17 protein-coding genes are annotated in these 22,109 nt (G+C 38.9%); 8 read left to right on the top strand and 9 right to left on the bottom strand.

Features of this window, described 5'->3' with window-relative positions; translation table 11 throughout:
- Window positions 1-8: 8 nt before the first annotated feature.
- The 8 genes from trpE (at window position 9) to ACO6FI_RS06030 (ending at window position 10,897) form a co-directional block, all read left to right on the top strand.
- Window positions 9-1,460, top strand: coding sequence for an anthranilate synthase component I (gene trpE / locus ACO6FI_RS06065; protein ID WP_485456566.1), 1,452 nt, complete (start codon window positions 9-11; stop codon window positions 1,458-1,460).
- Entirely contained in the window at window positions 1,457-2,029 is a 573-nt protein-coding gene (locus tag ACO6FI_RS06060) for an anthranilate synthase component II (RefSeq protein WP_485456565.1), read from the top strand. The genes trpE and ACO6FI_RS06060 overlap by 4 nt, the downstream gene beginning before the upstream one ends.
- Entirely contained in the window at window positions 2,026-3,042 is a 1,017-nt protein-coding gene (trpD, locus tag ACO6FI_RS06055) for an anthranilate phosphoribosyltransferase (protein WP_485456564.1), read from the top strand. The genes ACO6FI_RS06060 and trpD overlap by 4 nt, the downstream gene beginning before the upstream one ends.
- Window positions 3,035-3,832, top strand: coding sequence for an indole-3-glycerol phosphate synthase TrpC (trpC, locus tag ACO6FI_RS06050; protein ID WP_485456563.1), 798 nt, complete (start codon window positions 3,035-3,037; stop codon window positions 3,830-3,832). Before trpD ends, trpC begins: the two co-directional genes overlap by 8 nt.
- On the top strand, window positions 3,819-4,433 hold the full coding sequence (locus tag ACO6FI_RS06045; protein WP_485456562.1) for a phosphoribosylanthranilate isomerase: 615 nt from the start codon (window positions 3,819-3,821) through the stop codon (window positions 4,431-4,433). Before trpC ends, ACO6FI_RS06045 begins: the two co-directional genes overlap by 14 nt.
- Entirely contained in the window at window positions 4,420-5,610 is a 1,191-nt protein-coding gene (gene trpB, locus ACO6FI_RS06040) for a tryptophan synthase subunit beta (protein ID WP_274970585.1), read from the top strand. Before ACO6FI_RS06045 ends, trpB begins: the two co-directional genes overlap by 14 nt.
- A complete protein-coding gene (trpA, locus tag ACO6FI_RS06035; protein WP_485456561.1) occupies window positions 5,603-6,373 on the top strand; it encodes a tryptophan synthase subunit alpha in 771 nt (256 codons plus the stop codon). The genes trpB and trpA overlap by 8 nt, the downstream gene beginning before the upstream one ends.
- Window positions 6,374-6,628: 255 nt before the next feature.
- Complete coding sequence (locus ACO6FI_RS06030) at window positions 6,629-10,897, top strand: acyl-CoA dehydratase activase-related protein (RefSeq protein ID WP_485456560.1); 4,269 nt, start codon at window positions 6,629-6,631, stop codon at window positions 10,895-10,897.
- A gap of 68 nt (window positions 10,898-10,965) precedes the next feature.
- On the opposite strand, the gene ACO6FI_RS06025 is transcribed toward ACO6FI_RS06030, so the two are convergent.
- The 9 genes from ACO6FI_RS06025 to ACO6FI_RS05985 form a co-directional block, all read right to left on the bottom strand.
- Complete coding sequence (locus ACO6FI_RS06025; RefSeq protein WP_485456559.1) at window positions 10,966-13,020, bottom strand: LacI family DNA-binding transcriptional regulator; 2,055 nt, start codon at window positions 13,018-13,020, stop codon at window positions 10,966-10,968.
- Between the two features lie 234 nt (window positions 13,021-13,254).
- Window positions 13,255-14,169, bottom strand: coding sequence for a sugar phosphate isomerase/epimerase family protein (locus ACO6FI_RS06020; protein ID WP_288916604.1), 915 nt, complete (start codon window positions 14,167-14,169; stop codon window positions 13,255-13,257).
- Window positions 14,166-15,341 carry a Gfo/Idh/MocA family protein gene (locus tag ACO6FI_RS06015; protein WP_485456558.1) on the bottom strand — a complete coding sequence of 392 codons (1,176 nt, stop codon included), beginning with the start codon at window positions 15,339-15,341 and terminating at the stop codon, window positions 14,166-14,168. The genes ACO6FI_RS06020 and ACO6FI_RS06015 overlap by 4 nt, the downstream gene beginning before the upstream one ends.
- A gap of 18 nt (window positions 15,342-15,359) precedes the next feature.
- Complete coding sequence (locus ACO6FI_RS06010) at window positions 15,360-16,319, bottom strand: ABC transporter permease (protein ID WP_485456557.1); 960 nt, start codon at window positions 16,317-16,319, stop codon at window positions 15,360-15,362.
- Window positions 16,300-17,805, bottom strand: a complete 1,506-nt coding sequence (locus tag ACO6FI_RS06005; RefSeq protein WP_485456556.1) for a sugar ABC transporter ATP-binding protein — start codon at window positions 17,803-17,805, stop codon at window positions 16,300-16,302. The genes ACO6FI_RS06010 and ACO6FI_RS06005 overlap by 20 nt, the downstream gene beginning before the upstream one ends.
- A 29-nt stretch (window positions 17,806-17,834) precedes the next feature.
- Complete coding sequence (locus ACO6FI_RS06000; RefSeq protein WP_485456555.1) at window positions 17,835-19,001, bottom strand: substrate-binding domain-containing protein; 1,167 nt, start codon at window positions 18,999-19,001, stop codon at window positions 17,835-17,837.
- A 24-nt stretch (window positions 19,002-19,025) separates the two neighbouring features.
- Window positions 19,026-19,841 carry a sugar phosphate isomerase/epimerase family protein gene (locus tag ACO6FI_RS05995; protein WP_485456554.1) on the bottom strand — a complete coding sequence of 272 codons (816 nt, stop codon included), beginning with the start codon at window positions 19,839-19,841 and terminating at the stop codon, window positions 19,026-19,028.
- Between the two features lie 204 nt (window positions 19,842-20,045).
- Window positions 20,046-20,777, bottom strand: a complete 732-nt coding sequence (locus ACO6FI_RS05990) for a ThuA domain-containing protein (protein WP_485456553.1) — start codon at window positions 20,775-20,777, stop codon at window positions 20,046-20,048.
- On the bottom strand, window positions 20,777-21,844 hold the full coding sequence (locus ACO6FI_RS05985) for a Gfo/Idh/MocA family protein (RefSeq protein WP_485456552.1): 1,068 nt from the start codon (window positions 21,842-21,844) through the stop codon (window positions 20,777-20,779). Before ACO6FI_RS05985 ends, ACO6FI_RS05990 begins: the two co-directional genes overlap by 1 nt.
- Window positions 21,845-22,109: the final 265 nt, after the last annotated feature.

The raw sequence follows: 22,109 nt of genomic DNA, 5'->3' as shown, positions 1-22,109 counted from the left end.
GAGAATATATGTTAGCCAACTTAAAAAAACTGAAAGAAAATAAAGAATACACACTGGCACCGGTAAGTATGGAAATCCTGTCGGATTTTATCACACCTATTGAAGCTATGAGGATTTTAAAAGCGGCATCCACTCATGCTTACTTACTTGAATCCGCCAAGGCCAATGAAAACTGGGGCAGATACACCTTCTTGGGATTTGAACCCGAACTCTCAATCAGCTGTATTGACGGCAAGATGAATGTGGACGGAAAAGAATTTGAATGCAGCGACCCGACAAACTATCTAAGAGAATTACTGAAAAAATACAAAAGTCCGAGAATAGCTTCTCTCCCACCTTTTACAGGCGGTCTGGTAGGATACTTTTCATTTGACTTTATAAACTACAAAGAGCCGAGCACAAAAATGAATATTGACGACAGTGAAGGCTTTAAAGATATAGACCTGATGCTGTTTAAGGATGTTATCGCATTTGACAATGTCAAGCAAAAGATAATCCTTATAACAAATATCGAACTTGACAAAGACTTAAATTTTGAATACGAAAAAGCATTAAAAAGACTTAATTCAATCAAAGAACTTTTACATACCGGCAAGAAGTCCTTTGAAGGCGGAAAGCTGCTCGGTGAAGTAACACCGCTGTTTTCAAAGGACGAGTTTTCAAATATGATCGGTAAAGCAAAACATCATATCAAGGAAGGCGATATTTTCCAAATCGTACTTTCAAACAGACTGCAGGCAAACTTTGAAGGAAGCCTCTTTGATACTTACAGAGTGCTTAGAACCGTCAATCCTTCACCATATATGTTCTACTTTTCAGGAACCGATGTGGAGGTGGCAGGTGCATCACCTGAAACTTTGGTAAAACTTGAAGACGGTATATTACATACCTTCCCTCTTGCAGGTACAAGACCGAGAGGAAAAAGTGAAAAAGAGGATAAGGAACTTGAAACCGAACTTTTGGCTGATGAAAAGGAACTTGCGGAGCACAACATGCTTGTAGACCTCGGCAGAAACGACCTTGGAAAGATAAGTAAATTCGGCAGCGTGGTTGTGGAAAAATTCCACTCTATTGAAAGATACTCTCACGTAATGCATATAGGTTCCACCGTTCGCGGAGAGATAAGGCCTGAATACGATACACTTAATGCACTTGAGGCCGTACTTCCTGCAGGTACTCTCTCAGGTGCTCCGAAGATTCGTGCCTGTCAGCTTATAGAAGAACTTGAAAACAACAAAAGAGGTATATACGGAGGTGCGATAGGCTATATCGACTTTACCGGAAATATGGACACCTGCATCGCAATAAGACTTGCCTATAAGAAAAACGGCAAAGTATTTATAAGAAGCGGAGCCGGCATTGTGGCGGACTCCGACCCTGACAAGGAATATATGGAGAGTATCAATAAGGCCGGAGCCGTAGTGGACGCCCTGAAAAAAGCACAGGAGATGAACAAATGATTCTATTGATTGATAATTATGACAGTTTTTCCTATAACCTCTTTCAGATGGTAGGAGAAATAAATCCTGATATAAAAGTTATAAGAAATGATGAAATGAGCGTAGATGATATAAAAGCTCTTTCACCTGAAAAAATAATTATTTCTCCGGGTCCCGGCAGACCTGAAGATGCCGGATTCATTATAGATGTGGTAAAAGAACTCGGACAAAGTATTCCGATACTTGGAGTGTGCCTCGGACATCAGGCCATATGTATGGCTTTCGGCGCAACAGTCACCTATGCCAAGGAGCTGATGCACGGCAAAGACTCCACTACTCACTTTGATACAGACTGCCCTATATTTAAAGATATACCTGCTACAAGCAAGGTTACAAGGTACCACTCTCTTGCCGCTCTTGAAAGTACGCTCCCCGATACTCTTAAGGTAGTTGCAAAAACGGATGACGGTGAGGTAATGGCTGTAAAACATATCTCATTTCCGATATACGGTGTACAGTTCCATCCGGAATCCATTATGACAACCTATGGTAAAGAGATGCTTAGAAACTTTATAGGAGAAAAATTATGATTAAGGAAGCTATTATAAAGATTGTAAATAAAGAAGATTTAAGTTTTGACGAAGCTTACACCGTAGTGAATGAAATAATGAACGGCGAGACCACACCTACTCAAAATGCCGCATTTCTTGCAGCACTGTCTACAAAGAGCGCCAAGGCGGAGACCACAGGTGAGATTGCAGGTTGTGCCAAGGCAATGAGAGAACACGCCACACCGGTTGATACCGACTTTGACCTTTTTGAGATAGTCGGAACCGGCGGCGACAACGCGGGAAGCTTCAATATCTCCACAACATCTGCAATAGTTGCCGCTGCAGGCGGTATGAAAGTCAGCAAGCACGGCAACAGAGCCGCATCCTCAAAATGCGGTACGGCAGACTGCCTTGAAGCCTTGGGAGTAAATATTGACGAAGACCCTGACAAGTGCAGAGAACTTCTTGAAAAAGTGGGCATTTGCTTCTTCTTTGCACAAAAATATCACACCTCAATGAAATATGTAGGTGCTATCAGAAAAGAACTTGGATTCAGAACGGTCTTCAATATTCTGGGGCCACTTACAAATCCTGCACATCCGAAACGCCAGCTTCTCGGAGTATATGATGAATACCTGATAGAGCCGCTTGCAAAAGTTCTCATGGAACTTGGAGTAAAAAGAGGTATGGTAGTCTACGGCATGGATAAGCTTGATGAGATCTCACTCTCCTCACCTACAAAAGTATGTGAGATAAAGGACGGCTCACTGCATACATATGAGATAAAACCTGAAGACTTCGGCCTTTCCCGCTGCAAAAAAGAGGATTTGGCAGGTGGCGACCCGAAAGAAAATGCCGCCATCACTCTTTCTATACTAAACGGTGAAAAAGGTGCCAAAAGAGATGCCGTACTTATAAATGCGGGCGCAGCACTCTATATCGGCGAAAAAGCAAAAAGTATGCAGGAGGGAATAAACCTTGCAGCAAGACTTATTGACAGCAAGAAAGCATTAAAGGTATTGGAAGACTTTATCAAGGTGAGCAATGAGTAGTACAATTTTAGATATAATAGCAAATTATACAAGAGAAAGAATAGAAGAAAAAAAGAAAAAAATACCTTTACAAAAGGTAAGACTTGAAGCCGATAAGATAATATCAGACAGGTTTTCCTTTGAAACCGCGTTAAGAAAACCTGAGCTTTCCTTTATATGTGAGTGCAAGAAGGCTTCACCTTCAAAAGGTATTATTGCGGAGAATTTCCCATATCAAAGAATTGCAAAGGAATACGAAAGGGCCGGTGCAGACTGCATATCCGTACTTACAGAGCCTAAGTGGTTTTTGGGAAGTGATGAATATCTGAGGGAAATAGCAAAGATTACCGAAGTTCCGCTTCTTAGAAAAGATTTCACAGTTGACGAATATATGATATATGAAGCCAAGGCAATGGGCGCCTCATGTGTACTTTTGATATGTTCCATACTTTCAGTTCCCGAGCTGAAATACTATAAAGATATATGTGACGAGCTTGGACTTTCCGCCCTGGTGGAATGTCATGACGAGGCCGAAATAGAGATGGCACAAAAAATAAACGCACGCATTATCGGAGTAAACAACAGAAATCTGAAAGATTTTTCCGTAGATACAAACAACAGCAAAAGATTGCGCGACCTTGTACCGAAAGATATATTATTTGTCTCTGAAAGCGGAGTAAGTTCTCCTGAGGATATCAAAAATATAAAAGATATGGGAGCGGATGCGGCACTTGTCGGCGAAATACTTATGCGTTCAAAAGATAAAAAAGCCACATTGGATTGGTTAAAGGGTAAGAATGACAAAGATTAAATTATGCGGCATACAAAGATATGAAGATATAGATGCAGTCAATGAATTATTGCCTGACTATATAGGATTTGTATTTGCAAAAAAAAGCAAAAGATTTATATCCTATGATACGGCAAAAGCATTAAAAAAAAGACTTGATAAAAGGGTGAAGGCTGTCGGTGTATTTGTAAATGAGAGCATTGAAAATATCATATATCTGGTAAGAAATGACATCATTGACCTAATTCAACTGCATGGAGATGAAGACAGAGAATATATCTGTAAGCTTAAAAAATATGTAAATAAACCTGTTATAAAAGCATTCAGAATAAAATCCAAAGACGATATAAATGCCTTATATAAAGAAGGAAGTGACTTTATCTTACTGGATGCAGGCGCAGGTGACGGCAAAACCTTGGACGAGTCGATATTAAAGGATTTTAAAGGCGATTACTTTTTAGCCGGCGGACTTTCCCCCGACAATATATGTGAAAAGATAAATACCCTGCACCCTTTCGGTGTGGACGTAAGCTCCGGAATAGAGACAGACGGCAAAAAAGATGCGGATAAAATGAGAAAATTTGGAAAATTAGTGAGAGAGGTAGAAAATGAAAGAAACTAAGGGAAGATTTGGAATTCACGGCGGTCAGTACATACCTGAGACCCTGATGAATGCGGTAATAGAGCTTGAAAATGCATATAATCATTATAAAAACGATCCTGAATTCAACAAGGAACTGAATTATCTTTTGAATGACTATGCAGGCAGGCCTTCAAAGCTTTACTTTGCAAAGAAAATGACTGAGGACCTCGGCGGTGCAAAAATTTATCTCAAGCGTGAAGACCTCACACATACAGGCGCACATAAGATAAACAATGTACTCGGTCAGGCACTGCTTGCAAAAAAGATGGGTAAGACCAGACTTATCGCGGAAACAGGTGCCGGACAACACGGTGTGGCAACCGCTACCGCAGCTGCTCTTATGGGCATGGAATGTGTAGTGTTCATGGGTGAAGAAGACACAATTCGTCAGGCACTTAATGTATACAAGATGAGACTTTTAGGTGCAACCGTTATCCCTGTAACAAGCGGTACAAAGACTCTAAAAGATGCCGTTTCAGAAGCCATGAGGGAGTGGACAAGCAGAATTGACGATACACATTACTGCCTCGGCTCCGTAATGGGACCTCACCCTTTCCCTACAATCGTAAGAGATTTTCAGGCTGTCATATCAAAGGAAATAAAAGAGCAGATTTTAGAAAAAGAAGGCAGACTTCCTGATGCGGTACTTGCCTGTGTAGGCGGAGGCTCAAATGCTATCGGAAGTTTCTACAACTTTATAGAGGACAAGGAAGTGGCACTTATCGGCTGTGAAGCCGCAGGAAAGGGTATACATACCTTTGAAACCGCAGCTACTATCAATACTGGCAGCCTCGGTATATTCCACGGTATGAAGTCCTACTTCTGTCAGGACGAATACGGCCAGATTGCCCCTGTTTATTCTATTTCCGCAGGACTTGACTATCCGGGAGTAGGACCTGAACACGCCTACTTAAACGACATAAAGAGAGCAAGCTATGTACCTGTAACGGATGATGAGGCCGTAGAAGCATTTGAGTACCTCTCAAGAACGGAAGGCATTATCCCTGCTGTTGAATCCGCTCATGCCGTAGCCTATGCAAAGAAAATAGCACCTACTATGGGCAAGGACAAAATCATTGTAATAACCATCTCGGGAAGAGGTGACAAAGACTGTGCGGCCATTGCAAGATACAAAGGAGAAGACCTATATGAATAAGATACATGAAGCATTCAAAAATAAGAAAGCATTTATTCCGTTTATCACCTGCGGCGATCCTGATGTAGACACCACAAAAGCTGCTATCTTGGAGATGGTAAAAAACGGCGCCGACCTCATAGAGATAGGTATTCCGTTTTCAGACCCGACAGCGGAAGGTGTTGTAATACAGGGCGCCAATATAAGAGCGCTTGCAGGCGGTATCACCACAGATAAGGTCTTTGATATGGTTGCGGATGTCAGAAAAGAAGTAAATGTCCCTCTTGTGTTTATGACCTATGCCAATGTGGTCTTCTCCTACGGTGCCGAGAAATTTTTCACAAGATGTAATGAAGTAGGCATTGACGGAATAATACTTCCGGATATCCCTTTTGAGGAAAAGAAAGAATTTCTTGATGTGGCAGACAGCCATAATGTCGACCTTATATCTCTCATTGCTCCGACTTCAGACGATCGTATCGCCATGATTGCAAAAGAGGCGAAGGGCTTTTTATACATCGTATCAAGTCTCGGTGTAACTGGTACCAGAAGTGAGATAACCACAGACCTTGACTCCATAGTAAAGATAGTAAAAGAAAATACATCCGTCCCATGTGCTATAGGTTTCGGCATATCCACACCGCAGCAGGCAAATGAGATGAGCCAAATTGCAGACGGAGTCATAGTAGGTTCGGCAATAATAAAACTACTCAAAAAATATAAAACTGAAGCTCCAAAATATATAGGAGAGTATGTAAAAGAAATGAAAGAAGCTATGAACTAGGCTGCTGCAAATAATATTGTAAAGTGTCAATTCCGATGAAAGTCGGTTTTGGCACTTTTATTTTTAACACTCTTTTAATCTCTTATTCATTGCCTTATTCCTAGCAATGTGCTATGATATAAAATCATGTTTTTACATGTTATTTTTGTACGCAATTATATTTGATGCAAAAATAAAAGTTTGAAATGCCTGCTGAAGGTATTTTAAACTTAACAGACACAAATTTGATTTTGAGCTTATTTAAGAGGTTATTATATGCAAAACACAGAAAAAACCTATGTACTCGGTATAGATATAGGTTCTACTACAGTAAAAATTGCTATACTTGACGGCAATCACGATGTAGTATTTTCAGATTATCGCAGACATTATGCAAATATTCAGGGGACTTTGGCGGCACAGCTCTCAGACGCCTTTGAGAAAATAGGAGAAGTAAACATCATTCCGATGATCACCGGCTCAGGCGGTCTCACACTTTCAAAGCATCTAAAGTCCACCTTTGTACAGGAAGTTGTCGCAGTTGCAACCGCACTTAAAGCCGTTGCACCTCAAACCGATGTCGCAATAGAGCTTGGCGGTGAGGATGCCAAGATTATCTACTTCACAGGCGGTATCGACCAGAGAATGAACGGTATCTGTGCCGGAGGTACAGGAAGCTTTATCGACCAGATGGCTTCACTGCTTCAAACAGATGCTATCGGACTTAACGAGTATGCCAAAAACTATAAATCAATCTATCCTATAGCTGCCAGATGCGGAGTTTTCGCAAAGACCGACGTACAGCCGCTTATCAATGAGGGCGCAACCAGAGAGGACCTTTCAGCTTCTATTTTCCAGGCGGTGGTAAATCAGACTATCTCAGGCCTTGCCTGCGGTAAGCCTATAAGAGGTCATGTTGCATTCCTTGGAGGACCGCTGCACTTCCTTTCGGAACTTAAGCAGGCCTTTATAAGAACACTCAACCTTACAGGCGAATACATCGTAGACCCGCCGAATTCACATCTTTTTGCAGCCATCGGTTCCGCACTGAACTGTGAAAGCAAGGATTCTATGATAGGTATTTCAGACCTTATCAAAAAACTTCGCGAAGGTATCAAGATGGAACATGAGGTTGCCAGACTTGAGCCTTTATTTAAGGACGAAGCCGACTATGAAGAGTTTTCACAAAGACATTTCGGTCACAGTGTAAAAACCGGAAAGCTTGAGGACTACAGCGGAAATATCTTCCTCGGTATAGATGCAGGTTCAACCACCACAAAGATTGCGCTTGTAGGTGAAGACGGAAGCCTCCTTTGGAACTTCTATTCAAACAACCACGGTTCACCTTTGGCTACGGCTATCAAAGCAATCAAAGAGGTAAAGGATAAGATTCGTCCTGATGCAAAGATAGTCTATTCATGCTCCACCGGATACGGCGAGGCACTGCTGAAGGCCGCATTTATGCTTGATGAGGGCGAAGTGGAGACTATCGCACATTACTATGCGGCGGCATTCTTTGAGCCTAATGTCGACTGTATACTTGATATCGGCGGTCAAGATATGAAATGTATCCGTATCAAATACGGTACTGTAGATTCGGTACAGTTAAACGAGGCTTGTTCGGCAGGTTGCGGATCATTTATCGAGACCTTTGCAGGTTCATTAAACTTCTCCGTTCAAAACTTTGCCAAGGAAGCCCTCTTTGCAAAGAGTCCTGTAGACCTAGGTACAAGATGTACTGTTTTCATGAATTCAAATGTAAAACAGGCACAAAAAGAAGGCGCTACAGTCGCAGACATTTCAGCAGGACTTGCGTACTCGGTTATTAAAAATGCACTTTTTAAGGTTATAAAGATTTCAAATGCGGCAGACCTCGGAAAGCACATAGTAGTACAGGGCGGTACATTCTACAATGATGCCGTACTTCGTGCATTTGAAAAGATTTCAGGCGGATTTGTGACAAGACCGGATATTGCAGGTATAATGGGAGCTTTCGGTGCCGCTCTTATTGCAAGAGAAAGATACGAAAACAAAAAGACAACCATGCTTCCTCTTGATGAAATCATAAGCTTACAGTATGACACATCTATGACAAGATGTCGCGGATGTAACAACAACTGTGTAATGACTGTAAATAAATTCGAAGGCGGCAGAAACTTCATATCAGGAAACAGATGTGAAAGAGGTCTTGGAAAAGACAGAGTAAAAAAGGATGTTCCAAACCTCTATGATTATAAATATCACCGTATGTTTGACTATGAGCCGCTTACAGCCGACAAGGCATTCAGAGGTACTGTCGGTATCCCTAGAGTTTTAAATATGTATGAGAACTTCCCGTTCTGGGCAACATTCTTTAGAAACTTAGGCTTCAGAACAGTGCTCTCTCCTATGTCCACAAAGAAGATTTATGAGCTTGGAATAGAGTCAATCCCAAGTGAGTCCGAGTGCTACCCTGCCAAGATTACACACGGTCATATCTCATGGCTTATAAAGAACGGTATCCGCACCATCTGGTACCCTTGTATACCTTATGAGAGAAATGAGCAGCCTGATGCAGGCAACCATTTCAACTGCCCTATCGTCACTTCATATGCCGAGAATATAAAGAACAATGTGGAAGAAATCCGTGAGACCAATACAAGATTTTTAAACCCTTTCATGGCATTTACAAATGAAGAAGTACTTACAAATCAGCTTATAAAGGTTATGAAGGATGAATTCGATATCAATGAAAGAGAAGTAAAGTTCGCAGCTCACGCGGCTTGGACCGAGCTTATACAGGCAAAGAAAGATATCGAGCGTGAAGGTGAAAAGACTATCGAGTGGCTACATAAGAACAATCGCCACGGCATTGTGCTTGCAGGCAGACCTTACCATGTAGACCCTGAGATTCACCACGGTATCCCGGATATGATCACATCATTCGGTATTGCAGTACTTACAGAGGACTCCGTATCTCACCTTGCCAAGGTTGAAAGACCTGTTATCGTAAGCGACCAGTGGATGTATCACTCAAGACTCTATGCGGCAGCAAGCCTTGTAAAAAAAGATGACTGCCTTGACCTTGTACAGCTCAACTCATTCGGTTGCGGACTTGACGCCGTGACCACAGATCAGGTAAGTGATATACTTACAGGCTCAGGAAAAATCTATACGGTACTTAAGATAGATGAGGTAAATAACCTCGGTGCCGCAAGAATCCGTATCCGTTCACTTATAGCCGCACTTCGTGTAAGAGATAAGAAAAACTATGAGAGAAAGGTTCAATCCTCAGCTTACCACAGAAAGGTATTTACAAAGGATATGAAGGACGAATACACCATTCTTTGTCCACAGATGTCTCCTATACATTTTGATCTTTTGGAGCCTGCATTAAATGCTTTCGGCTACCATGTAGAGGTTTTGCAAAATGATTCGCGTTCGGCTATAGACTGCGGATTAAAGTATGTAAACAATGATGCCTGCTACCCTTCTCTTATCGTAGTAGGACAGATAATGGAAGCATTGCTTTCAGGTAAATACGATCCTAATAAGACCGCAATCTTTATGAGTCAGACCGGCGGCGGCTGCAGAGCCAGCAACTATATCGGCTTTATAAGAAGAGCACTTGAAAAAGTGGATATGGAACAGATTCCTGTAATCTCGGTCAATGCCAACGGTATGGAGACCAATGAGGGCTTCAAGATGACTCCTGCCATGATAATAAAGGCAATGCAGGCTGTCGTATACGGTGACCTCTTTATGAGAGTTTTGTATGCTACCAGACCTTATGAGAAGGAAAAAGGTGCTGCAAACAGACTGCATAAGAAGTGGAGAAATCGTGTAATTGACTCTCTGTCTGTAAGAAAACCGAACTTCGGTGAGTTTAAGAGAAATATCAGAGGTATTGTAAAAGACTTTGATAATCTTCCAAGACTCAATATCAAAAAGCCGAGAGTAGGTATAGTAGGAGAAATCCTGGTTAAGTTCTCTCCTCTTGCAAACAACCATATCGTGGAGTTGCTTGAAAAAGAGGGTGCAGAGGCTGTAATGCCTGATCTTATGGACTTTTTGCTGTACAGCTTCTACAACAGCAACTTCAAGGCCGAGCATCTCGGTATGTCAAAGAAGACAGCATTTATGGCAAATGCAGGTATCAAGGTACTTGAGTCTCTCAGAGGCGATGCCAGAAAGGCACTTGAAAAGAGTAAGCATTTTATCGCTCCTTCAAGAATAGATCACCTTGCAAATATGGCAAAGGATTATGTATCTATAGGTAATCAGACCGGTGAGGGCTGGTTCTTAACCGGAGAGATGCTTGAGCTTATAGAGACAGGCACACCGAATATCGTCTGCACACAGCCTTTCGGCTGTCTGCCGAACCACGTAGTGGGAAAAGGTGTTATCAAAGAGCTTCGTCGTTCACACCCTGAAGCCAACATCATAGCGGTAGACTATGACCCGGGTGCTTCCGAAGTAAACCAGCTCAACAGAATCAAGTTGATGCTCTCAACGGCACAGAAGAATTTGAAAGAAGAAAATAAGAATAAGAAAGTGATATCATAATAAAATGAGGTCATCCCTGCCGGGGTGACCTCGTAGTTTTTTACGTTATTATTTTATTACTTAAACTATTATTCGCTCATAAACTGCTCATTCTCTTGCAAAGCCTGTACTATTTCTTTAGGAGCCTTTGTTTTATATATTGTGTTCCAAGATTTAATTAAGTTTTCTATAGTTATAAATACCGGTTCAACTGCAATGAATGATGGTACTGTTTTTCCAAGGAGATCATTTGCTGCACATAGCGCTGCCGCTTGCCCTTCTTCAAAAGGCTGCTGCGCACTTAATACCTTTATACATCCACCTTTAGCCATATCCAATGCAACTGAAAAATCAAGATCCGATGTTGCCACAGCAATATCCTCTCTGTTTATATCATGAAGCGCTTCTAACACCTTTACTGCCGGTCCTTCCCATGAGACATATATTCCGTCAATTTCCGGATGCCACATCAGAAGCTCCTTTGTTTTCTCATATTCATCTTTTGAAAATACTTCTGTCGCACAAATTCTTAATTCAGGATATTCTTCTCTTAGGATCTGTTCTACAGCTAAATCTCTTTGATTTGTAGTATAGAATTGATGTCCGTATCGAATTATTCCTACGTTTTTCTTATGATTCAAAAGCAGATAATCTCCAAGTCCTCTACCTATATTTCTTCCGTTACTCCTTTCATTAACATTGATACATGATACATACCCGCTTCCTTCAAATCTATCCGGCACATGTCCCATAAATATCAGTCTTGTCTTCGTTCTTATTACTTCCTCAAATACATCTTGTGTTAAAGTATGGTTTACAGGAAATGCAATCATTATATCAGGTTCAAGCATTAAAAGACTTTCTATCTGCTTTTTTTGCATAGAAAAATCCATCTGACATCCCATTACCGCAATTACAGTAATACCGATTCTGTCAAAAACATCTCTGACACCTTGTTCATGCAGTTTCATAAATGAAGCTCCAATATAATGATAGACAATAACGGCGGTATATCTTTTCATTCTGCAAATATCCATCTCTTTTTCCGTTAAAGAAAGCATATTTATATCAGCACCTTTTTCTCCAAACGGACCTCTTGCCGTACCTGTTATAGAGTCTCTAATAATTATTTTAGGTGATACCAGTATTTTAGAGGTTTTCTTAAGAACAGCCTCATACTTATCTTTTTCTGATAATTCTTTTATTCTGTCTAACATAAGCTCAATTGCTTTCTCTGCAATATATTCAAAATTATTCTCTGCCATAGAAAGAGCAGGATTAAGATATGGTGCACTGCCTTCATTTCCAATACACATAATAGACAAGTCTTTCGGGCACCTTATATTTCTTTTCATCATATATCGATAAACTCTGTAAATATGTTCAGAATCTGCAATTAAAAGTGCACTTGGATTGTCATTTCCATCTAAAAGTTCTGACAACATATCCGATATCTTTTTTTCATCGCTGTCTTTATGCAGGATATATCTATTTTTTAATTTAATTCCGCCATATTCGAGAGCATTTTCATACCCCCTTATAACATCATTATTATAGCTTTTCAGTAAATCTCCCATAAGAATCGCTATTTTATCATGACCGCTTCTTATAAAATGCATTGTACAATCATATGCAGCCTTATATATATCCGTTGATACTCTGTCAAATGCAGCGTCATCCACCTCATTTCCAATTACAACACATGGAATATTGGTTGAACGTACTATTTTTTGAATATAAAACTCATCTGTTCTTGCAGAAACAAATATACCTATAATTTCTACATGATCAGATAGCAATTTATCAACAAGTCCCAATTCAAGATCACTGTTACAATTACATCTAATCATAGTATATCCCTTGCTCTCCATTATAGGCTTAAGCTTACTCCAAACTCCTCTGGCATAATTATCCTCTTCATACTGACAAATATACAATAACACTCCGTTTTGAGATTGATGTATATTTTCACGAATTTTTTTTTGTCTTCTAACAACAAATTTTGGTGGAGAATCTGCATTCTTTATCGCCTGTTCTACCTTCTCCACAAGTTCAGGACTTACATATCTTGTTTTATTTATTACATGTGAAACTGTTGCGGTAGATACTCCTGCCATTTTGGCTATATCTTTTATGGATGCCATCTCTTCTCCTACTTTAAAATATTTTTATGCTTTTGTAATTTCTCGGCTTTAATAAATATAGTTTTAATCTGTATGTCAATGTAAAATCTAATTTTACTCATTATAGCATTCAAGCCTTTAGATTTCTACTAAGGTTTACCCCATCTTCATAACCGTTCTGTAAAAAAGGCACTGAAACATATAGAATCAGTGCCTTACTATCTTTAATTAAATCAATTTATTCTTTGCATAAATTTAGATTACAAAATTTGTCATATACTGCTTTGAAAGCTTCAATGAATCAATAACTTTTTCCTTTGATCCTTCAAAATATTTGTCTTCCACTTCTATACAAGTATATCCGTCATAACCGATATCAGTTAACGCAGATACATATTTTCCCCAATCAACATCTCCATACCCCGGTATTTTAGGTGACATGTACTCCAATGGATACGCCATTACACCAACCTGATCTAATTTATCGCGATAGAGCTTTATATCCTTAAAATGAACGTGGAAAATTTTATCCTTAAATTCATAAATCGGCTTTATATAGTCTATCATCTGCCATACAAAATGAGACGGATCATAGTTTATACCAAGATTATCACTTGGAAGAATATCGAAAACTTTTTTCCAGATAGACGGTGTTGTCATCAGGTTCTGTCCTCCCGGCCACTGGTCCGGACCAAACAACATAGGACAGTTCTCAATTGCCACTTTTACTCCACATTCTTCAGCGAGCTTAATGATAGGTGGCCATACTTCCTTTACAAGTTCCAGATTCTCTTCAACTGTTTTGCTCTGATCTCTTCCTATAAAGGTTGTGACCATATTAACACCAAGTTTACCACTAAACTGTATTACTTTCTTTAGATGCTCTACAGCTGCAGTTCTCTTCTCCAAGTCTCCATCTAGAGGATTAGGGTAGTATGCAAGTGATGAAATTTCCACTCCCTTATCTTTACAAAAATTCTGTATATATGATACATAGGAGTCATCATTATTTTCTACATCAATATGACTTACACCGGCATATCTTCTTTCTGCTTTTCCCTTAGGCCAGCAAGCTACTTCGACACATTTGTATCCCAAATCAGATGCTACACTAATCATTTCCTCGAAATCGCTTTTATCGAGTATAGCACTTACAAAACCTATTTTCATTTAACCTGTACCCAAGCTTTCTTCTCATTTGATTCAAGAACCGCCTCACAAACTCTGTCAAGCTGATATCCTACTGTAAAGTTTGTAGTTGGCTGATATCCTCCTACAACTGCCTTTGCAAACTCATATGCTTCAATTGCCTTTAATTCACCGTAACCAATGTTCATTCCCGGTATATTCCAAGTTACATCACCATGTGGGTTTGCAGGACCTGTATATATCTTTCTAAATCCTCTCTCCCCGTCATTATCTTCCATACCGTAGCATACTTCAAGCTCATTCAAACGCTCATAGTTCCATGTAAGTGAACCCTTTGTTCCGTGAACCTCAACTGTAAGGTAGTTATTACGTCCCCAAGCCATTCTTGTAGCTTCTACGCTACCGATTGCACCGCTGTCAAAGTTGCAAAGTATTGATACCTCATCATCAACATCTACAACCTGCTTCTTTGCATCATCACCAAGCTTTACTGTTCCCAAAAGGTCTACTCCACCTTCCTGAACCGGACGCTCCTTTATGTATGTCTTTACCATTGACACTACATCTGTTACATTACCTGCAAGATACTGTGCAATATCAAGTGCATGTGTAAAGATATCGCCAAGTGTACCTGCACCTGCTGTTTCCTTTACAAAACGCCATGACAATGGAGATCTTGGGTCTGCAGACCAGCTCTGTAGATACTGTGCACGTACATTTGTGATTTCTCCCAGTCTGCCGCTTTCAATAATCTTTTTAGCTTCATCAATTGCAGGAACTCTTCTATACTGATATCCGCACATAGATACAATGCCCTTCTTTGCTGCTTCCTCTGCAGCCTCAGCCATAGCCTTTGCATCTTCTGTCTTTGTTGCAATCGGTTTTTCACAAATAACATGTTTTCCTGCCTTAAGTGTAGCTATTGAGATTTCAGCATGTGAATCATTTGGAGTACATACACATACAATATCAATTTCAGGATCATTTACTACGTCCATATAGTTTGTACATGCCTTTTCAAAAGAAAAGCGCTCCTTAAAATCCTCTGCAATCTCAGGCACTATATCACATACAGTTTTGAATACCGGTACATAAGGTGCATCAGTAAACAATTTCGGCATATTGGAAAGTGCAACACAATGTGCTTTTCCCATAAATCCTGCTCCTACAACTCCAATTCCCATTTTCTTCATGGTTCTTACCTCCTAAATCTATTTCCTTTTTTTATTTTGAACAATATTACTTAAAGCTACTGCAAAAATAATAATTGCTCCGTTTACAATTTTCTGCTGAGCGGATGAAAGACCGGCTAAGATCAAAGCATTGTTAATCATTCCCATCAACAGCGAACCTGCCAGTGCTCCTATCATAGATCCTGTTCCTCCGGACATTGCAGCACCTCCAAGTACTACAGATGCTATTACAGACATTTCATCTCCGTCTCCAAATGAATATCGACCTGATTGCATTCTTCCTGCATACATTATTCCTGCAAATGCTGCGAATGCTCCTGACATCATAAAAATTATCATCTTTATTTTTTCAGTTTTTAAACCTGAATATTTTGCTGCGAGTTCATTTCCTCCTGTCGCAAGCACATGACGTCCAAATCTTGTCTTATTAAATAATACAAATCCTATAATGTAGAAAACAATTGTCCACAAAATTAAAACTGATACACCACCAATATAACCTGTTCCAAAAATTGTATTGAAAGTTTGGTTTTTGATAGGTACGGCAGCGGTATTGGTTATCCACATAGCCATTCCGCGAATCATCTGCATCATACCAAGTGTGGCTAAGAATGACGGCAATTTAAGCTTTGTTACAAGTAAGCCGTTTATAAATCCTACAAATATTCCAAATAATATAGATGCTAAAATAGCAAGTAACATATTATTTGTAGCTTGTAGAACCAGCGCGGAAAACATCGCACTCATTGCAGCTGTTGAACCTACTGTCAAGTCTATTTGTCCCGCTCCTAAAACAAATACTCCGGCAACGGCCATAACAGATACCATTGCTGTCTGTCTTAATATGTTCAATAAGTTTCCCGAAGCTATGAATCCCTTACCGTTTAAGGCAATTGAGAAAAATATAAATACTATACCAAGCACAATGTATACAGTAAATTTACTCAATTCCAACTTTTTATGAAATTTGGATTGCATTCTGTAACTCCTCCTCTAATTTAATATCTTTTCGACTTATCATTCCTGTAATTCGACCATCAAATAGTACAATGATTCGATCACATATTGCCATCATCTCCGTAAGCTCAGAAGACACGAAGAGAACTCCACAACCCTGATCCGCAAAACCTCTTACTATTTCAAGTATTTCTCCTTTTGCACCTATATCCACTCCGGCGGTAGGTTCATCAAGCATAATCACTTTAGGGCAAGTATTCATCCACTTAGCAATAACTATTTTTTGCTGGTTTCCACCTGACAAAAGGCCTATTTCCTGATCAATATGCTCTGCCTTAACTCCAAATTTTTTAATATTCTCTCCGACAAGGGTACGTTCCTTCTTATCATCATTGAATATTCCTTTAATACTTAATCTATCCAAAATAGGGAGTACTGCATTGTCTTTTATTGAGTGCATCAATACAAGTCCCTCTTTTCTCCTGTCTTCCGGAATAAAAGCAAGTCCGTTCTTTATAGCCTCAGTAGGATTTTTTATATGAACTTCCTTATCATCAAGTATTACCGTTCCGCCTTCTTTCTTCCTCAATCCAAATAAACACTCAAGAATCTCTGTTCTACCGCTTCCCATTAATCCTGCAAAACCGACGATTTCACCATGTCTTAATGAAAATGATATATCATTTATTTTATCGTTTATTTTTAAATGCTCTACCTTCAGTACATCTTTAGCATTTTCATCATGTTTTCTTTCGACCCACTCAAACTTATGACCTTTTCCGGAAGTTCCTCCCATCATATAAGACACTATTTTATCTAATGTCATGTCCTTTATATTCTGGGTAGTTACATACTCACCATCTTTAAGAATTGTAATACTGTCACATATACTTAAAATCTCATTCATACGATGGGATATATATACCATCGAAACCCCTTCATTTTTCAGCTGCGTTATTATCTCAAATAAACGTTTTGTTTCCGAATCTGAAAGTGCAGCTGTCGGTTCGTCAAAAACAAGAATTTTAGCATCTTTTGAAACTGCTTTTGCGATTTCAACCATCTGACTCATTCCTACACTTAATTCAGACACAACAGTTGATGGAGAGATGTCCATTCCAAGACGATGCAAAATCTGGCTTGTCTTTTCATTCATCTTTTTAACATCTCTGACACCGTTTTTAACAATTTCCGTACCAAGGAAAATGTTCTCTGCAACCGTCATTGTTTGTACAAGTGAAAGTTCCTGGAAAATCATAGCGATACCCTGCTCTTTAGCATCCAGAGGTTTTTCAATTACAGTCTCTTTCCCATCAATGAAAATCTTTCCTTCATCATGCGTATATACTCCTGTCATTATCTTCATCAATGTGGATTTGCCTGCACCGTTACCTCCCGCAAGTGCATGAACTTCTCCATGTTTTAATTCAAATTGCACATTCTTAAGTACTTTAGCATCGCCAAATGATTTGCAGATACCTTCCATCTTTAATACTGTGTTTTCCATTATATCCCCTTAAAATTAAATCAGGTACTTTACTTATCAGCTTCTACAAGCCAGCTTGGAGCGTCTACATGGTAAACAGCCTTATATGCATCAAGTACATTTTCCTTGTCTACCTTCATTGCAGGACATACAACATATGCCGGTGTGCTTTCACCTATCAAAGACAATGCAGCCAATTTAGTCTCTGCAACACCCTGATCATAAGGCATCTGTGCTCCTACACCTACTACTGTGCCTTTTGCAATTTCAAGCGCAATATTATTTCCAAGGTCAATTGCAACTAAAGCAATCTTTCCTTCCTTTCCTGCAGCTCTTACAGATGAAAGTATTCCTTCCATAGGTATATCCCATGAAGCGTAAATACCGTCAATATCAGGGAACTGAGTTAATATGGCATCTGCCTGCTCGTTACAACCGTTCTCATCTGTAAATCCCTGCTCGGCAACTATCTCAATATCCGGAAATTCTTTCTTCAAAGTATCTCTAAAACCTGCATCTCTCTGGTTTGTAACAAAGAAATCCGCATCGTAATATACCATTCCAACCTTTCCCTTACCGTTCAACTTCTCACCAAGCAATCTGGCAGCAGCAACTCCGTTTCCATAACTGTCTGCAGATACACAAGATACATAATCTTTTCCACCTTCCATATCTGTCATAGCATTATCCATAAAAACAACTTTAATTCCTGAATCTATAGCTCTCTTATAAGCATCTGCTGTAGCTGTAATATCGGTAGGTATTGAAATTATAGCATCAGGCTTTAATGCCATTACAGTTTCTATATCTGAAACTTGCTTTTCAGCTGAAAAGTTGGCATCTGTTACTGCTACAACTTCCATATTTAACTCTGCGCAAGTATCCTTAATAGCATTTATTTGTGCTGTTGCCCAGTCATTTCCGCCATAATGCATGCAAAGTGCAACCTTAAATTTTCCTTCCTTTATTGCATTCTTCTGCTCATCGGTCAAAGTGATTGTATCGGCATTAACTCCCTGCTCTCCATGAGGTCCCTTTGTCAATATTTGTCCATCTCCGTCCGAACTTTGAACGTTTTCTGCAGAACTTTCTCCCTTTGCCTGTTCTGATACAGACTGCCCTGTCTCACTTTTACCACTGTCTCCGGTTTGTGTACATCCTGTTACATTTAATATCATAGTTGCTGCTGCTATCAAGGTAAGTGCCTTAAGCTTCATACTAATTTTCTCCTTAAATTTTTATTATTTTATAAGACTGTTCTTCAAATATTCATATGAAATCTCACAAGCTTCTTTGGCATCTCCTGAGTATCCGTCCACTTCTACAAGCCAATCTCCATCATAACCTCTGGACTTAACATATGTAATAATTTCCTTTAAATTAACTTCACCTTTACCAAGCGGTGCAAATCCTTCACTATTTAAATCTTTTAAGTGAATCAATGCGATTCTATCATAGTACTTTTCAATAAACTTCAACGGATCATATCCACCGGCAGCAAGATGTGCAACATCCGGACAAACCTTAATGTTTGAATACTCTAAAAGTTCATCTATCTCCTTCGGTTTCTCGGCAATTGATCCAAGGTGTGGATGGAAACATGCAATTAAACCATACTTTTCAGCAACCTTCTCCAACTCAACCAATCCTTCAGCTAAAAGCTTTGTATCTCCCGGTCTGATTCCGCCATTCCTTATAGCGCCTCCACAAACTACCAGATATGTTACCCCTACGTCCTTAGCTGCCTTACACACTTCCTCAACATGTGCCATTTCATCTTCCAGAGCATCTTTGTAAATAAAATTAGCACCAATACATACGCTCATCATATGTACATCTGCATTTTTCATCATCTCTTTGAGTTCGTCAATATTATCTGCATACTTGGTTAAATTTCCGTCAAGTACCTCGATATATTCAAATCCAATGTCACGTATTGTCTTCATAGCTTCCGAATCATCACACATTGTTAAATATCTGATATCTTTAACACTTGTTACTCCCGCTCCTGATCCGACTAAAGGCCCAAATGCATTTGTCATATACCCTAATCTCATACATTTTCTCCATTCATATTAATTTTATTTTTATAACATCATATTATTTGCGCAAATCTTATTTCTAATACGTATCAACTTATGACTTATTATATAATTTTTAATTATATTTGTCAATATTTTTATATATTATTTTGCTTTTTTGTTTTGTATTATTTGATTTTTAGATGTTTATCCTTTATATCACGTTAAAAACAAATTATTTTATACATTTTTACGTAAATTTATTTTTGGATATTCTTCACATCTAATATCTTTTCTTTCATTTATCGGAGCAGCCCACAAAACAGCATTACTAATCACCTTCAAAACCGTCTGATTATAATATGCTAAATTTGTATCATGTCCCGGATGAAAATAAAAAACCTTTCCATATCCTCTTTGCCACGTGCAACCACCTCTAAATAAATTGCCTCCCGAAAACCAAGTAGTGAAAACCACATCATCAGGCTTAGGTATATCAAAAAATTCCCCATACATTTCCTCTTCATCCAGATCAAAATATTCAGGTATTCCTTTGGCAATCGGATGTGAGGGAGTGGTGGTCCATATACGTGCATAATCTCCAAAACGATACTTTAATGTACAACTTGTACCCATAAGCCTTTTAAAGACTTTACTTAAATGAGCTGAATGCAATACAATCAGTCCCATTCCCTTCATTACTCTGTTATATATTCTTTCTACTATTTCTTCAGGAAAAGCATCATGACTGCGGTGTGCCCAAAAAACAAGTACATCTGCGTTATCCAATATTTCTTCAGCAAATCCGAAATCATCCATTTCACAATTTGAACATTTAATTTCACAGTCATTCATAAAGGACAATTCTTTTTTTATTCCGTCAGCTATTTCATTAGCAATACCGTTCGGATAAACATCTTGTACTCTTTCCTCTTTTTCATGCAAACTTTCATCCCAGACAACAACTCGCATTACAGTCCTCCATCAAATTTTATTACTTCGTTTTTCTCTGAAGACTCCCAAATCGCTTCAAGAACCTGCATTACTCTGCGTATTTCAGGAAGTTTAATTATAAATTCTGTTTTTCCTTCTCTTGCATCTCTATAATTCTCGAAAAATTCAATCTGATCATTATCTGCAATTTGAAGTTCCTCGGTTACAAGAATATCTTTATTAATCTGACCAAACGAACGAGTAGGGCCTGCAAAAGTCATCGTTGTCTTTCCCGGAACATTTGTCAAAAGACGAGTTGTTTTTACAATTTTTCCTTTTGGTAAAAAGCCGTCCGAGTAAGCACTACCCTTATCACCACCGATAAACCAATGATGTTCAAACCAGTTTTCTTTATCTCCCAAAAAATATGTTCCTAACTCTATTTCTGCTCGGACATTATTTTGAAATTTTATGTCAACCTTAAAATAATCATCAACTTCAAAATTTATCACATTCCTGACTTGTGCATAAACAGATTCAACCTTAGACGGAACCATCCATAATATTTGATCAATCAGGTGAACTCCCCAGTCATAAAGCATTCCACCACCGTATTTTTTATATACGTGCCAATCATGCATATTTCCGTTTATTCCATACAGCATAGATTGAATAGTGTATATATTACCAAGCTTATTCTGATCATAAATGGATTTCATAGTTCTATAATCTCTATCATATCGCCTTTGATGATGAATTGTGAAATCAACTCCACATTCACTACATATCTGTACCATTTCATCAAACTCTTTTACATTAAGAGCAACCGGTTTTTCACAAATAATATTTTTCCCCGCCTTTGCAGCTTTTTCTACCATTTCTCTATGCTTATGATTTTCCACTACAATCAACACAGTATCAATATCTTTATTTTCAAGCAGTCTGTCCGCATCTGTATATTTTATTACTCCGGGTGTTGATGCATCATCCATTCTGGATTCATCAATATCACAAATTCCAACTAATTCCATGCCTTCCGTCTGTTCGATTTTCAGTTCATGTTTATGTCCCATATAGCCAAAACCGATAATTCCAAATTTAATCATTGGCAGCTCTCCTTTCCAAGCATCTCTATTTCATTAAATATTTACGTAAACGTTCTTGTTTTCTTTTCACCATTATTGCATATAAGCAGTTGTAAAGTCAATCTAATTGCTTAATATTCTATATTTTAACTAAATTTTATTAAATATCGTCTTTATCTATCTATTTATTTACGCAAATTTTATTTTTATAATATTGTTTTACGTAATTTTTTTAATCAGGAGTAAATCCTTTCGCCAAAAATCGAGCTTAGAATTATCCGCAACT

It is taken from the genome of Lachnoanaerobaculum sp. (assembly GCF_057250505.1).
Note: the sequence above shows the minus strand (reverse complement) of the source record. Positions and strands in the feature narration are given on the sequence as shown.

Coding starts and splice junctions, on each gene's coding strand:
- ACO6FI_RS06060 (WP_485456565.1), top strand. CDS start 1,457: ATGATTCTATTGATTGATAATTATGACAGTTTTTCCTATAACCTCTTT.
- trpE (WP_485456566.1), top strand. CDS start 9: ATGTTAGCCAACTTAAAAAAACTGAAAGAAAATAAAGAATACACACTG.
- trpD (WP_485456564.1), top strand. CDS start 2,026: ATGATTAAGGAAGCTATTATAAAGATTGTAAATAAAGAAGATTTAAGT.
- ACO6FI_RS06005 (WP_485456556.1), bottom strand. CDS start 17,805: ATGGAAAACACAGTATTAAAGATGGAAGGTATCTGCAAATCATTTGGC.
- trpC (WP_485456563.1), top strand. CDS start 3,035: ATGAGTAGTACAATTTTAGATATAATAGCAAATTATACAAGAGAAAGA.
- ACO6FI_RS06030 (WP_485456560.1), top strand. CDS start 6,629: ATGCAAAACACAGAAAAAACCTATGTACTCGGTATAGATATAGGTTCT.
- ACO6FI_RS06020 (WP_288916604.1), bottom strand. CDS start 14,169: ATGAAAATAGGTTTTGTAAGTGCTATACTCGATAAAAGCGATTTCGAG.
- ACO6FI_RS05990 (WP_485456553.1), bottom strand. CDS start 20,777: ATGCGAGTTGTTGTCTGGGATGAAAGTTTGCATGAAAAAGAGGAAAGA.
- ACO6FI_RS06000 (WP_485456555.1), bottom strand. CDS start 19,001: ATGAAGCTTAAGGCACTTACCTTGATAGCAGCAGCAACTATGATATTA.
- ACO6FI_RS06010 (WP_485456557.1), bottom strand. CDS start 16,319: ATGCAATCCAAATTTCATAAAAAGTTGGAATTGAGTAAATTTACTGTA.
- ACO6FI_RS05985 (WP_485456552.1), bottom strand. CDS start 21,844: ATGATTAAATTTGGAATTATCGGTTTTGGCTATATGGGACATAAACAT.
- ACO6FI_RS05995 (WP_485456554.1), bottom strand. CDS start 19,841: ATGAGATTAGGGTATATGACAAATGCATTTGGGCCTTTAGTCGGATCA.
- ACO6FI_RS06045 (WP_485456562.1), top strand. CDS start 3,819: ATGACAAAGATTAAATTATGCGGCATACAAAGATATGAAGATATAGAT.
- ACO6FI_RS06015 (WP_485456558.1), bottom strand. CDS start 15,341: ATGAAGAAAATGGGAATTGGAGTTGTAGGAGCAGGATTTATGGGAAAA.
- trpA (WP_485456561.1), top strand. CDS start 5,603: ATGAATAAGATACATGAAGCATTCAAAAATAAGAAAGCATTTATTCCG.
- trpB (WP_274970585.1), top strand. CDS start 4,420: ATGAAAGAAACTAAGGGAAGATTTGGAATTCACGGCGGTCAGTACATA.
- ACO6FI_RS06025 (WP_485456559.1), bottom strand. CDS start 13,020: ATGGCATCCATAAAAGATATAGCCAAAATGGCAGGAGTATCTACCGCA.